10 protein-coding genes and 1 pseudogene are annotated in these 13,828 nt (G+C 41.0%); 5 read left to right on the top strand and 6 right to left on the bottom strand.

Annotated features, from left to right (window positions below; translation table 11 throughout):
* Window positions 1-141: 141 nt before the first annotated feature.
* The gene (locus IM515_RS02830) at window positions 142-1,404 is read right to left on the bottom strand and encodes a YcjF family protein (protein ID WP_287628144.1); all 1,263 of its coding nucleotides are present in this window, start codon (window positions 1,402-1,404) and stop codon (window positions 142-144) included.
* A gap of 58 nt (window positions 1,405-1,462) precedes the next feature.
* On the opposite strand from IM515_RS02830, the gene IM515_RS02825 reads away from it, so the two are divergent.
* Both IM515_RS02825 and IM515_RS02820 read left to right on the top strand, forming a co-directional pair.
* Window positions 1,463-2,638: a DUF4336 domain-containing protein gene (locus tag IM515_RS02825; RefSeq protein WP_002767479.1), complete on the top strand. Its 1,176-nt coding sequence runs from the start codon at window positions 1,463-1,465 to the stop codon at window positions 2,636-2,638.
* Window positions 2,639-2,696: 58 nt separating this feature from the next.
* Window positions 2,697-2,942, top strand: coding sequence for a ssr2422 family thylakoid membrane protein (locus tag IM515_RS02820; protein WP_002749050.1), 246 nt, complete (start codon window positions 2,697-2,699; stop codon window positions 2,940-2,942).
* A gap of 77 nt (window positions 2,943-3,019) precedes the next feature.
* Here the strand turns inward: IM515_RS02820 and IM515_RS02815 are convergent, their stop codons facing one another.
* The 5 genes from IM515_RS02815 to IM515_RS02795 all read right to left on the bottom strand — a co-directional run bounded on the left by IM515_RS02815 (window position 3,020) and on the right by IM515_RS02795 (window position 6,270).
* Complete coding sequence (locus tag IM515_RS02815; protein WP_287628143.1) at window positions 3,020-4,156, bottom strand: amino acid ABC transporter permease; 1,137 nt, start codon at window positions 4,154-4,156, stop codon at window positions 3,020-3,022.
* A gap of 77 nt (window positions 4,157-4,233) precedes the next feature.
* The gene (gene psaK / locus IM515_RS02810) at window positions 4,234-4,500 is read right to left on the bottom strand and encodes a photosystem I reaction center subunit PsaK (protein WP_002767475.1); all 267 of its coding nucleotides are present in this window, start codon (window positions 4,498-4,500) and stop codon (window positions 4,234-4,236) included.
* Window positions 4,501-4,644: 144 nt separating this feature from the next.
* Window positions 4,645-4,881, bottom strand: a complete 237-nt coding sequence (rpmB, locus tag IM515_RS02805; RefSeq protein ID WP_002767474.1) for a 50S ribosomal protein L28 — start codon at window positions 4,879-4,881, stop codon at window positions 4,645-4,647.
* 307 nt (window positions 4,882-5,188) lie between these two features.
* The gene (locus IM515_RS02800) at window positions 5,189-5,557 is read right to left on the bottom strand and encodes a PIN-like domain-containing protein (RefSeq protein WP_193959353.1); all 369 of its coding nucleotides are present in this window, start codon (window positions 5,555-5,557) and stop codon (window positions 5,189-5,191) included.
* Window positions 5,554-6,270: a DUF433 domain-containing protein gene (locus IM515_RS02795; RefSeq protein ID WP_287628142.1), complete on the bottom strand. Its 717-nt coding sequence runs from the start codon at window positions 6,268-6,270 to the stop codon at window positions 5,554-5,556. Before IM515_RS02795 ends, IM515_RS02800 begins: the two co-directional genes overlap by 4 nt.
* A gap of 178 nt (window positions 6,271-6,448) precedes the next feature.
* Between IM515_RS02795 and IM515_RS02790 the strand changes: the two genes are divergently transcribed.
* The 3 genes and pseudogenes from IM515_RS02790 to IM515_RS02780 all read left to right on the top strand — a co-directional run.
* On the top strand, window positions 6,449-9,628 hold the full coding sequence (locus tag IM515_RS02790) for a type ISP restriction/modification enzyme (RefSeq protein ID WP_287628141.1): 3,180 nt from the start codon (window positions 6,449-6,451) through the stop codon (window positions 9,626-9,628).
* A gap of 774 nt (window positions 9,629-10,402) precedes the next feature.
* Entirely contained in the window at window positions 10,403-13,219 is a 2,817-nt protein-coding gene (gene secA, locus IM515_RS02785) for a preprotein translocase subunit SecA (RefSeq protein ID WP_287628140.1), read from the top strand.
* 395 nt (window positions 13,220-13,614) lie between these two features.
* Window positions 13,615-13,828 (top strand): annotated as a pseudogene (locus IM515_RS02780) (hypothetical protein); the annotation flags it as partial.

Raw genomic sequence — 13,828 nt, 5'->3', positions numbered from 1 at the left:
TAACTGATAACTGTTATTAGTCAGTTCACCCTCGTACACTGGACGAATCTATATCTACATACCAGAAATTCTTAAGATATTTTCCCATCGCTCTAGAGTGTATCAGATTTATTTGAAATGACTATAATCTTTGAATACCGCTTAATTATCTCCTCCCGTAGCGACATTTTTAAATCTTTCTTGGGCAGCAGAAAAAGCCTCTTTCATCACCCTTTGAATCCTCTTAGGATCGGGTTTTTTACCCCCCATTAAATCGCCAAAATAGACACAAGCACCCTCTCCTAGGGCCCAGGTATAGGCAGCGGACCAAGAAGCGGCGATGACACTGCCAAAACCGGGGATAAATTTCACCAATTCCCGACCGATGGCCTGGGCCAAAAAGCCGCCAGCGATCGCACTGACAATTCCACCGGCTTGGGATGGGGTTAAGACTTGACCGTATAATTTACCTAAAACCCCCACCATTGACACTTGTAGGGCGGTTAACACGGGCATAGTCGCGAAGGGTAAGGGAATCGCCGCCAAGGTTCCCGCTATGACGGAAAAGGCTAACATATAGCGTCGGGCCACGTCCCGATAGAGATGGCCTAATTTATCGCTGGTTTCCCGATCTAAAAGTTGGTGGATGGTGTTAGCCTCGGCTTTTGGCAATAAATCAGCTAAATTGTCTCTAAATGCCTCTAAACCGTAAAAAACGGGGTTGTAACCGTCTTCCTCTAGGGTGAAATCGATTAGCACAGAATTGTCGTATAAATCCTTAAAAGTTTCTTTAATTTCTTGATAGGCGCGATTGATATCCTCGAAATCAGGAGGATAAGGGGGATGATCGGCGGTATTAGGAGGATAAAGCTGATGAAGGCAGGTTACAGCCAGTAAACAGGGGATTTTAGGGTATTTTTGCCGCAGTTGTTTGGTAATTTCCAGAAGGCTATCGGTGGCAAAATCATCAATTTTTACCGTCAGGATAAAAACCTGGGCGCGTCCCGTGTTTTCGGCTAAATCTGCCAATAATTCCGCGATTACCGTGTCTGTGTGTTGATAGGCATCCCCTAACCCCACCGTATCGGTAAAAATCAACAGGGGTAAATCTTCTGCGGGGTAGGTGTAGCGCTGGGTGTTTTGGGTGTGGGGACGGAAACCTTGCCCGACTATTTCCGACGAAACTCCCGTTATTCCCCGAATAATCGAACTTTTTCCCGTTTGCGGTTTACCGATTAATAGCGCCTCGGTGGTGGGTAATTCTTGACGGACTTTTTCTAAAATTTCCGCTACTTGACTATCACTGACACTAAACCACTGGAGGACAGTATTAGTCAACTGGTCGATGGGGAGTCTTTTCATCACTTCCCCCGTGAGACTATTCCAAGTATTGACCAAAGAATCAATGGGCAGTTTATTAGTCATGGGGATTAGAAGGGTTTATGATAACTAAAATAGAGATTTTCAGCCATAGAATCAGACGATGACAAAAGCCGCAATTAGTCCGCAAGATTTATCATGGCCTTTTTGGCCAATTGTACCACTTTATCCCTACGGTCAAAGACGGACAATTCGCCAAGAAGTGGTGAAAGATACGCTCTGGACATTTGAGCAATTGCAGGGTATTTTTTATGTAGTCGTGCCGATTCGTATGACGGTAATTAAGTTAGCATCTGGGGGTTTATTTGTTTATGCACCTGTGGCCCCGACTCCGGAATGTATTCGCTTAATGCGTGAGTTGGAAAGTGAACACGGGGAAGTTAAATATATTATTTTGCCGACGATTTCTGGGATTGAACATAAGGTTTTTGTGGGTCCTTTTGCTCGTTATTTTCCTAAGGCTATAGTTTATGTTGCTCCTAATCAATGGAGTTTTCCTCTTAATTTACCTTTGAGTTGGTTGGGTTTACCAGCAAAACGAACGGAAATTTTACCTGCTGACTCGGCAACTACTCCTTTAGGAAAAGATTTTAGTTATGAAATTTTACCCGCAATCGATCTGAATGTGGGGTACTTCTCGGAGGTGGCTTTTTTTCATCACTACTCTCAAACTCTACTGCTGACTGATGGCATTATTTCTATCCCAGAAGATCCTCCCGCTATTTTAGAATTAGACCCCTATCCGCTGCTGTTTCACGCTAAAAATACGGCTAAGGATCTGGTGGAGGATACCCCAGAAAATCGCCGTCGGGGTTGGCAAAGAATTTGTCTTTTTGCTCTTTATTTTCAACCTCCTGTTTTAGCTGTTCCCAATTGGATTAAGGTCTTTCGAGATGCTTTTACTGCTAAGGAAAAGAGTAAAAAAGCCTATTTTGGTTTATTCCCTTTTCAATGGGGGGATGATTGGCAAAAGACTTTTTTAAATTTGCGTCGCGAGGGGAGGTTAATAGTAGCCCCAATTTTGCAAACTTTGATTCTTAATCGCACTACTGACGAGGTTATTCAATGGGTTGATAGAATTTCCCAATGGCCGATTAAACAGGTTATTCCTTGTCATTTTGCTAGTCCGATTCAAGCTGATAGTCAAGAGTTTCAGCAGGCTTTTTCTTTCTTGTCAAAAGATTCTTATTTACCTAAAGATGACTTGGAATGTTTAGAAAGTATTGATAGTTTTTTAGTGCGTTGGCGATTGACTCCTCCTCCTGATAAAAAATTGTAATTTATGGCTAAGAACTGCTATAATATAGGCGGTTGTTAGTTGATTGCTAATTAAGGTTATGCAAATTCCCGAAAATCCCAGTAATGATGACATCAGAGAAGCGTTGATTCAATTGCGAGAAGAACTTGGTCAAAAAGTTGACCGATTAGAATATAAATTTGATGCCTATCAAAAAGGTACAGATGGTATGGTGAGAATGGCTACTACTATCATCATTGCCACCGCTTCCGTGGTGGTTTTATCTAGTCTTAGTCCTGCGGTGACAGCAATTATCACCGCTTTATATTCTGGTAATGCTCATTAATTAATTTATCGCTAAATTCTGGTGCGTTAGGCTACCTTTTGGTGCGATTCGGTGCGTTACGCGCTCGCTAACACACCCTACCTTTCCTGAATTTTTACCCGTTGGTTTAATTGATTCATAGTCAAGGAAATCACCAGATTAAAGAATAAATAGGTGGCCATAACTACTATTAACATTTCTACAGCTTTTCCTGTCTGATTAGCGATGGTACTAGAGATAGCATAAATATCATTATAACCAATAGCGATCGCTAAACTAGAGTTTTTAACAAGGTTTAAACATTCATTAGTTAAAGGAGGAATAATCACCGGCAAAGCTTGGGGAAAAATCACTAATCTCATCACTAATAAAGGTTTTAATCCCAAAGCTTTAGCTGATTCCCATTGTCCCCGATTAACCGATTGAATCCCCCCCCGTACCGTTTCCGCAATAAAGGCAGCTGTATAAACAGTTAAACCGATTAGGAGAGTAGCAAACTCGGAAGAAAGATGTAAACCGAAGTCAATATTTTGATTAAGAGGATTAACTTGGGGACTTTGCCATTGTAAACCCCAGATTAGAGGAATTATAACTAGGAGTAGTAGGCTAGTTAGACATAAACCAAGTTTATTTTTTAGGTATAAAAATACTGAGATAATTATTCCTAAAATCATTATAGCTAAGGCTAACCATGTCCTGAAACTATTGGCGGGAAAAGGCAAATAGACTCCTGAGTTATTTAAAAATACCCTGCCAAAAAACTCTAAAGATTCCTCAATCTTCGGCAGTTTCAGAAATACAGCGAAATACCAGAAAAATAATTGTAATAATAAAGGAGTATTGCGAATAGTTTCCACATAAATTGTAGCCAACTGACGAATTAACCAATTATCCGACAAGCGACCTAACCCGATGACTATTCCCAGACTAATTGCCAAAAATATGCCACTAATCATAATACGGAGGGAATTAACTAATCCCACCAAAAGAGCGCGAAAATAGGTATCGGTGGGACTGTAGGAAATAGGAGAGTCACCAATAGCAAAAGAGGCTGGTCGGTCGGAATCAAAGAGAAAGCCAAAGCCAAAACTTAAGCGTAAGCGTTGGAAATTAATCACTAAATTGCGACCAAAAAACCAGAAAATTAGGCAGACAATTAGCAGGATAATTACCTGTAGAAAAATCTTCTGAAATCGCTCATCGTACCAAAAAGAATTTTTTTGAGGTAAGGTCATATTTATTATATACTCCAGAATTTTTCACAAAAGAAATCGGTGACTTTTGGCCACCGATTGAGAAAATCAAAACAGACTTAGATAACTCCGAGACGGGAGAGACCGAGGATGACACCGGCGCCGAGGACATGACCAAAACTGGTAGTACCCAGTAAAGCGCCTAATCCCATACCACCGAATAAAGCGGGGGAAGGTAAACCAGGACCGACATTTTGTTGTTTAATAGTCGCTTTACCGAAAGCAATAGCGAGAATATTGCAGATAATCATGACAATCGCCACTTTGGGACTCCATTCGCTGGAACCTTGTACGGCGGTGGCGGCCATTAATAGGGTTGAGTACATTGAAATTCTCCTGAACAGGTCGTTTTAAGTTTTTAATCTTAAAGGTAGTTTTCACCCCACATCACGCCCTGTTGCAATACTTAATAATCAAAAGCAGAGGAGTCAACCATAGGGCCGATTCGTCTCCACTTCTGAACTACTCATTTAGTACAAATTCAAGTTTAAGCCTACTTCTCTAGCGAAGACGGCTAATCCTTTCTTTTCAATGGTTTTGATAGCTTTGGTGGAGACGCGTAGTTTTACCCAACGGTTGCCTTCCGACCACCAAACTCTTTTCCATTGTAGGTTAGCTTCTTGTAATTTTTTGGTGCGACGGTGGGAGTGGGACACCGCATAGGCGTTATTGGCCTTTTTCCCCGTCATAGTACAGACTCTAGACATAATTTACTCCTGTGCGATCGATGTTTGTCAATAGTCAACCTTTCTAGTTTAACTCAAATCTCGCCAGAAGTCCCCCCTTCCCCTGGGTGAAGTGAACGGAAATCAATTTAACAGCAAGTGGGGGGATTAAGAAGTTGATTGAACCGGTTCACTGCTCAGACAATTTCGACAATTGCCTCAAAGGTAATGGTGAGAATATTGTCAACAAATTTAGCTGTAATTTTTTACTGAATAAAAAATATTTTAATAAGTTTTACATAGTTTCTATTATTCTGGTTAATTCATTTTTATTTTTCCACAATTTTACTTAAAAATCTTGGTATATTTTGGCGATAAAAGGGGCTTGATTACCTTGAACTATTTTTTCGATTTTATCGATTGTTTCGACAAAAATATTAATCATGGTTTGACGAGGTAAGTTGCCAGAAACTAGAACAAATACTTGAGCCTGATAACGGGCTATCTGTTGAACTTCTAAAATATTTCTACCAATGTTTACATCTTTAGTTAATACTATCCATCCTCTTTGACTAACAATAGGTAGCCACTCCGTATCCGGTGCATCTGGGGCAAAATGGGCATGATGAAATTCAATTTTAACCCCTATTTCTTGCAAAGCTTCACCGATAGATTTTCCTAAAGCGCGGTCTATAAAATAGGTGTATTGATAGGTCATGCCGCTTGCCAATTGCACTCGAATAAAATCGCTTTTTCAATTTGCCAAGGTTGACAATTATAATCATTGGCAATATCTTCTATAGAGTCCCCCGCATCATAAAGTTCTGTGACAACTTTAGTGGGAATTCCTGTTCCTGTGATCACGGGTTTTCCGAAGGAAATATTCGGGTCTATCTTTAGGACTTTATCGCTGAAGTCTTGCCCATTTATGTCGATAGTGGGAAAAAGCCGTGTGGCGATATCTTGTTCATCCCATTCAATACGAGTTAAGAGATTATTTAAGACTTGTTTCATTGTCAATTGTCCCGAACGCGAGGCATTAATTAAATGTTCAAATTGTTCAATAAAAAGGTCAATTCCATCGGTACTAAATTGTTTTTTAACCAGAGGATGATCGGTGTTAAATTGTTCACTGATATAGTCTAGGGCAAGTCTAACTTTATCGAGAGGGATGTTATGAACGGTGCGAATAACTCTTAAAACGTGCGCTTCCACTAAGTTAGTAAAGGAAAGTTGCGGAATATTCGGATTAGGCCGTTGAATGAGGGGTAAAAACTCTTTTTGTCCTTTTTTTGTCGGGTAGGTGCGTCCTCGTACCCACGTTCTCAGAGTGGGTAAAGGAATATGGAGATAGCGCGCAGTATCGGCTATACTGTAGGTGGGAACATGGTAGAGATGCTCTAGAGATAAGGGAGATGATACTTTGACCATCGTTAATATTTTGGTGAAGTTTTTGGGATGAGATTATCGCCTATCGATTATCTCATTTTAGCTGATTTTGGTATCCTTGAGGATAGGGATAAGGTAGGATGAGGGCATCTCAGTGGACATTGGGGCCAAATGAGGTTATATTTTATCTATAGAAGAACGTTTGTATGTCGCAACGATAATGAGTAACTCACTGCCAAAATATCTAGAGGAAATCACGGGAATTTATCAACAGGGTAACGCCACAGAACACAGTTATCGTCCTGCTTTAAAAAAATTAATTGAATCCCTAAATAATAACCTACAAGCTCTCAATGAACCGAAAAGGATTGCTTGTGGCGCTCCGGATTTTGTGATTAATCAGGGTATGGTAGAAATTGGCCATCTGGAAGCAAAAGATATCGGAACTTCTCTGAAAAAGGTTGAAAATACTCCCCAAATCAAACGTTATTTACAGGCTTTGGGTAATTTAATTATCACCGATCATTTAGAATTTCGTTGGTATGTATCGGGAGAATTGCGTCTATCAGCGTCTGTGGCAACTCTTAATCAAAAAAAGCAAATTAAACCTGATTCCCAGGGTATTTTACAAGTAGAACAACTGTTCTGTCAATTTTTCCTCTCGAAAGTTATTCAGATAACAACACCGCGAGAATTAGCGAAAAAAATGGCCGCTTTAGCGCAGTTAATTCGAGATGCAATCGGCCAAGCTTTAAAAGATCAAGATTGCGGGGGAATGTTGCGGCAACAATTGCAATCTTTTCAACGAGTTTTAATTAGTGATCTCAACGAAGCACAGTTTGCGGATATGTACGCACAAACAATTTGTTATGGTTTATTCGCAGCACGCTGTAATACGGATCAAATAAGTTCTTTTTCCAGGGAAACGGCGGGATTTCGACTGCCGAAAACTAACCCTTTTTTGCGGGGAATTTTTCATCAAATTGCTGGTACAGAATTAGATGAGCGGATTACTTGGGCCGTGGATACTCTAGCCACTATTTTACAACAAACGGACATGGAGGGAATTCTTAGCAGCTTTGGAAAACGCACGCGCAAGCAGGATCCTGTGGTTCACTTTTATGAGACTTTTTTAGCCGAATACGATAGTAAAATGCGTGAGTCTAGGGGGGTTTATTATACCCCTGAACCCGTGGTTTCTTACATGGTTCGCAGTGTGGACTATATTCTGAAAAATAAGTTTCAGATTCCTAAAGGTTTGGCCGATGCCAAAAAAATTACGATTAAGCATCCTAATGATAGCCAAGAAACTCAGGAAGTTCACCAGGTTTTAATCCTCGATCCTGCTGTGGGAACTGGGACTTTTTTACACTCTGTTATCGACCATATCTATGATAGTTTTCGTCAACAGAAAGGGATGTGGTCTAGTTATGTCAGTAAACATTTATTACCCCGTCTCTTTGGGTTTGAGTTACTGATGGCTCCCTACACCGTAGCACACATGAAATTAGGTTTACAACTTCAGGAATTAGGCTATGATTTTAGTGCCGATGAACGCTTAGGAATCTATCTCACTAACACCCTACAGGAAGCTTTTCAAATTCCCCCTGCTGATGGGTTTTTAAATCGCATTCGCAATGAAGCAGCCGCGGCAAAAGATGTTAAGCAAGAAATGCCAGTTATGGTTATTTTAGGCAATCCACCCTATTCTGCGGTTTCAGAGAATACTGATCCGTGGATTATAGATTTGGTCAGAGATTATTATCAATTAGATGGAAAACCATTAGGCGAGAGTAACTCTAAATTATTACTTGATGATTATGTAAAATTTATTCGTTTTGCTCAGTATCGATTGTCATCCACTGGTTACGGAGTTTTTGCATTTATAACTAATCACAGCTATTTAGATAATCTAACTTTTCGGGGAATGCGTCAAAGTTTATTAAAAACTTTTGATGATATTTATATTCTCGATTTACACGGCAACAGTAAGAAAAAAGAAATCTGTCCCGACGGTTCACCGGATCAAAATGTGTTTGATATTCAGCAAGGTGTAGCTATTGGTATTTTTATTAAATATCACAATAGTTCTTCAAATTTAGCTAAAGTTTATCATGCTGATTTATGGGGTAAAAGAGAGATAATTGAGAATCAAGTTATTGTCGGTGGTAAGTATCACTGGTTAGAGGAAAATGATCTTTATTCTACTTCTTGGCAGGAATTACAACCTGATTCTCCTTTTTATCTATTTAAACCTCAGAATATTAATCTGCGCTCGGAATACGATCAATTTTGGAAGATTACTGAAATTATGCCAGTTAATTCAACTGGAATTAAAACCCACCGAGATGAATTAGTTTTTGATATAGATATAGATAATTTAGAAAAACGTATCAATGATTTTAGAAACTTAGATATTTCTGAAATTGATTTTCAATCTATTTATGGAGAATATGATAGAAAAGATTGGAATCTAAGAGAAAAAAGGAAAACTCTTGCTAAAGATAACTATTGGAAAGAAAAAATAATCAATTGTTTATATCGTCCCTTTGACATCCGAAAATATTTTCAGCATCAGGAATTAGTAGATCGACCTAAGCAAGAAGTTATGAATAATATGATTGATGATAATTTAGGTTTGATTACAACTAGACAAGTTGCTGAATCTATTTTTAATCATGCCATTGCCACTGATTATGTAATTGATAATCGGGTAACTGTCAGCAATAAAGGTTCAGCTTATCTTTTCCCTCTTTACTTTTATCCAAGTGATCAACTAACTCTATTCGGTGAAATGCAAATAAAACGCCGTCCCAATCTAGCACCAGAATTTATTAAGGAACTTTCGGCAAAACTTGAATTAGAATTTATCAGTGATGGCAAAGGAGACAAAAAGAAAACCTTTGGACCGGAAGACATTTTTAACTATATCTATGCTGTCTTTCACTCTCCCCAATATCGCCAACGTTACGCCGAATTTTTAAAAATAGACTTTCCTCGTGTTCCTCTCACCAGTAATCAAGAATTATTCTGGGAATTAGTCAAAAAAGGTGACAGATTAGTACATTTACACCTAATGAAAGCAACGGGAAAAGAAATTAGTAGCTATCCCGTGGCGGGTTCTAATCTAGTCGAACAGGTGAAATATAACGAAAATAAACAACAAATTTCGATTAATTCTGACCAGTATTTTGCGGGGATTCCGCCCCAAATTTGGAACTTTTATATCGGCGGTTATCAAGTGTGTCAGAAGTGGCTAAAAGACCGCAAAGGTCGCCACCTTAGCTACGATGACCTAGAACATTATCAACAAATTATCTCCATTTTGGGAGAATCGATCGCAATTATGGAAACTATAGATATAATTATCAATAAATATGGTGGTTTCCCCTTTAGTTAAGCCACCGGTGAGAGAAGATTAATACTAAATCCGTTGACTATAGGCTACATATCAGGACAGGTAAAAGGGAGAATAAATAATCAGTACAGGTGCAAGATTTTGAGAGAATTGTGCTTCAAAACCTTGCGTTTTCATCGGCCCGCGTCCTGTAGGGGCGAAGCATTCGGGCAATAACCTATCGGTGAAACCGTAGATTTTCTATCCGAATGCTTCGCCCGTACTTTTTGCCGCAAACCCTAGATTGATATTTTATCGCAGGTTTCAACCACAGATAAAGCGTCTTCTAGGTTATATTTATTAGGGTTTTTCTTCCTTTTTTGTTGCGGTTGCCTTTTAAATTTATATTGAAATGTCTCAAAAATTTTGGCGTTGTCAAATTGAAAGATCTCCGAATCAGCACCGGAACTGAAATTACTTTGATAGGAAAGATTACATGGCATCTTGACAATTAGTGTTTAATGAACGAATAGTGCCGATAGTTGGGCTTAAGTGGGGAACAAGACTTGCCCTGAGCCAAGTCGAAGGGGTCGCTCGATTTAGCAGTGGAATTAGCCCTACAATCGGCGTAGGGCTAATTCATGAATTAGCCCTACAATCGGCGTTGTCAAATTGAAAGATGCTCCGAATCAGTTGGGAGCATTGCATCTTTCCTCTTCTGAATCTGACAACGCCGTCCCTGTTCACCGATAAATGATTCTCCACTCCCAACCAGAGTGATACAATTGTTAACACCACAGACCAAGAGCCAATCGAAGCGAGAGAATAAAAACTGCTATGTTAAAAGCCCTACTCGGAGACCCCAACGCCCGCAAAATTAAAAAATTTCAGCCCCTCGTCACCGAAATCAACCTGCTGGAAGAAGACATTAAAAACCTGTCCGATGAGGAATTAAGGAGCAAAACCAGCGAATTTAAGGAAAGATTGGACAAAGCCAGAAATTATGACGAGAGAGAGGAGATTCTCGAGGAAATCCTCCCCGAAGCTTTCGCCATTGTCCGGGAAGCGGGAATCCGAGTCTTAGGGATGCGTCACTTTGACGTGCAGTTATTGGGGGGAATGGTACTGCACAAAGGACAAATCGCCGAGATGAAAACCGGGGAAGGAAAAACCCTGGTGGCCACACTCCCCGCTTATTTGAATGGATTGACCGGAAAAGGGGTTCACGTCGTCACCGTTAACGATTATCTCGCCCGTCGTGACGCGGAATGGATGGGGCAGGTACACCGCTTTTTAGGGTTAAGTGTGGGACTAATTCAAGCCGGCATGAGTCCGGAAGAAAGAAAGAAAAATTATGCCTGTGACATCACCTACACCACTAACAGCGAACTCGGCTTTGATTATCTGCGCGATAACATGGCTACAGTGATGGGGGAAGTTGTCCAAAGACCCTTTAACTACTGCGTTATTGACGAGGTGGACTCCATTCTTATTGATGAGGCCAGAACTCCATTAATTATATCAGGACAGATCGATCGACCCACAGAAAAATATATTCTCGCCGCCGAAATCGCCAAGCAATTAGTGCGCCAAAAAGTAGAAGACGGACCGGGAGACTACGAAGTTAACGAAAAAGACCGTAACGTTTTAATGACCGATGAAGGCTTTAAAAGAGCGGAAGAACTATTAGAAGTTACCGATTTATACGACCAAGAAAATCCCTGGGCGCACTATATTTCTAACGCTATTCGTGCCAAAGAACTCCAGAAAAAAGACGTTAACTATATCGTCCGCAGTGGTGAAATTGTTATTGTTGATGAGTTCACGGGACGGGTATTACCGGGGCGACGTTGGGGCGATGGTTTACATCAGGCAGTGGAGGCTAAGGAAGGGGTAGAAATTCAACAGGAAACCCAAACCTTAGCCACGATTACCTATCAAAACTTTTTCCTACTCTATCCGAAATTATCCGGCATGACTGGGACGGCTAAAACCGAAGAAACGGAACTAGAAAAAGTCTATAACCTGCAAGTAACAATTGTTCCCACTAACCGCGTTTCTCGTCGGCAAGATTTAGCCGATGTGGTCTATAAAAATGAACAGGCAAAATGGAACGCCGTCGCCGAAGAATGTCAACAAATGCACGAACAGGGTCGCCCGGTTTTAGTTGGTACCACCAGTGTGGAAAAATCAGAAGTGCTTTCGCTGTTATTACAGGGAAGAAAGATTCCCCATAACTTACTTAATGCTCGTCCGGAAAACGTGGAAAGGGAATCGGAAATCGTCGCCCAAGCAGGCCGGGCCGGGGCCGTAACCATTGCCACGAACATGGCGGGACGGGGAACCGATATCATCCTCGGTGGTAACTCCGATTATATGGCCCGATTGAAAATTCGCGAGTATTTAATGCCGAAATTAGTTATGCCCGAGGATGACAATTTGGCCTTTAGTTTACCCAGTTTAGGAGAACGCAATCGCCCGCAAGGATTCGCCCCGGGTAAGAAGAAAAAAAACTGGCGCGCCTCGGCGGAAATTTTTCCCACCGAGTTACCGAAAGAGGTAGAAAATGCCCTGAAAGAAGCGGTTAAATTTGCCGTTGATACCCACGGAACTCAAAGTTTACCCGAATTAGAAGTAGAAGAAAAAATCGCCATCGCGGCCGAAAAAGCCCCCACGGATGACCCGGTTATTCAAAAGTTACGGGAAGTCTATAAATTAATTCGCAAAAGTTATGAAGATTACACAGGTAAAGAACACGATGAGGTAGTAGAAAGGGGCGGACTGCACGTTATCGGGACGGAACGCCACGAATCCCGCCGTATTGACAACCAATTGCGAGGCCGGGCGGGCAGACAGGGCGACCCCGGTTCCACACGCTTCTTTTTAAGCCTAGAAGATAATTTATTGCGGATTTTTGGGGGCGACCGCGTGGCGGGTTTAATGGATGCCTTCCGGGTGGAAGAAGATATGCCCATTGAGTCGGGAATGTTAACTCGTTCCCTGGAAGGCGCGCAAAGAAAAGTGGAAACCTTCTATTATGATGCCCGGAAACAGGTGTTTGAATACGACGAGGTGATGAATAATCAACGGCGTGCTATTTATGCCGAACGTCGTCGGGTTTTGGAGGGGATGGACCTAAAAGAACAGGTGCTGCAATACGCCGAAAAAACCATGGATGAAATCGTCATGGCTTATATTAATCCCGAACTGCCGGCAGAAGAATGGGATTTAGAAAAACTGATTAGTAAATCCCAAGAATTCGTCTATCTGTTGGCAGATATTACCGCTAAAGATATCGAGGAGATGAGTGTCAATGATATCAAGATGTTCCTACACGAAGAAGTTCGCAAAGCTTACGAAATTAAAGAACGTCAAGTGGATAGTATTCGTCCCGGTTTAATGCGCGATGCCGAACGTTATTTTATCCTGCAACAAATCGATATGTTATGGCGCGAACACCTGCAAGCTATGGAAGCTTTACGCGAGTCGATTGGTTTACGCGGTTACGGTCAAAAAGACCCTCTAATTGAGTATAAACAGGAAGGCTACGAGATGTTTTTAGAAATGATGATTGATATCCGCCGCAATGTGGTTTATTCCCTGTTCCAATTCCAACCGCAAGGACAACCCCAAGCAGTGGCTAGTGAACAGTAAAAACTAAAAGTTGGCTTAAATTGGGGAGAATTGGCTAAGGCTGATTCTCTCATTTTTTTCTACCGAGAAATCAGTCACCCACAATCCACACTAGGACTAAAATTATCAGTCCGATTACTCCATAGGACAGCAACGACCCCAAAGAATTGAGGATTTGTATGGGAAAATGAATCAAAACTTGGTAAGTAAAATCCGTAACTGCCAGCAAGGCAGTGAAAAATATAGTTACAAGTGTTATCATAAGTAATATCTTCTCAATCTGATAGAATAAATGGCTATCCTTTGCGGGAATCGGCACCCCAAGAAAAAACTCCGAGTCACTCTCCCGATTCTACCGCAATTTTAACAGCGATCGAGTTATAATAAATCTTTAATTATAACCGGCTACTTAGTTGATGATAGGTGGTGCGTTACGACGGATTGTTGCCTTCAAGTCAAAGCAGCAATTTTTGCCGTCTAACGCACCCTACATTTTACTGTATTTTATCTTTATAGGTGGTGCGTTACGACGGATTGTTGCCTTCAAGTCAAAGCAGCAATTTTTGCCGTCTAACGCACCCTACATTTTACTGTATTTTATCTTTATAGGTGGTGCGTTACGACGGATTG

The organism is Microcystis sp. M44BS1, assembly GCF_020244875.1.
In the GTDB taxonomy this organism is placed as follows: Bacteria; Cyanobacteriota; Cyanobacteriia; order Cyanobacteriales; family Microcystaceae; genus Microcystis; species Microcystis panniformis.
The sequence above is the reverse complement of the archived record's forward strand: the minus strand, read 5'-3'. Positions and strand labels throughout refer to the sequence as shown.

Coding starts and splice junctions, on each gene's coding strand:
- IM515_RS02795 (WP_287628142.1), bottom strand. CDS start 6,270: ATGGTCAAAGTATCATCTCCCTTATCTCTAGAGCATCTCTACCATGTT.
- secA (WP_287628140.1), top strand. CDS start 10,403: ATGTTAAAAGCCCTACTCGGAGACCCCAACGCCCGCAAAATTAAAAAA.
- IM515_RS02815 (WP_287628143.1), bottom strand. CDS start 4,156: ATGACCTTACCTCAAAAAAATTCTTTTTGGTACGATGAGCGATTTCAG.
- IM515_RS02790 (WP_287628141.1), top strand. CDS start 6,449: ATGAGTAACTCACTGCCAAAATATCTAGAGGAAATCACGGGAATTTAT.
- IM515_RS02800 (WP_193959353.1), bottom strand. CDS start 5,557: ATGACCTATCAATACACCTATTTTATAGACCGCGCTTTAGGAAAATCT.
- IM515_RS02830 (WP_287628144.1), bottom strand. CDS start 1,404: ATGACTAATAAACTGCCCATTGATTCTTTGGTCAATACTTGGAATAGT.
- IM515_RS02820 (WP_002749050.1), top strand. CDS start 2,697: ATGCAAATTCCCGAAAATCCCAGTAATGATGACATCAGAGAAGCGTTG.
- psaK (WP_002767475.1), bottom strand. CDS start 4,500: ATGTACTCAACCCTATTAATGGCCGCCACCGCCGTACAAGGTTCCAGC.
- IM515_RS02825 (WP_002767479.1), top strand. CDS start 1,463: ATGACAAAAGCCGCAATTAGTCCGCAAGATTTATCATGGCCTTTTTGG.
- rpmB (WP_002767474.1), bottom strand. CDS start 4,881: ATGTCTAGAGTCTGTACTATGACGGGGAAAAAGGCCAATAACGCCTAT.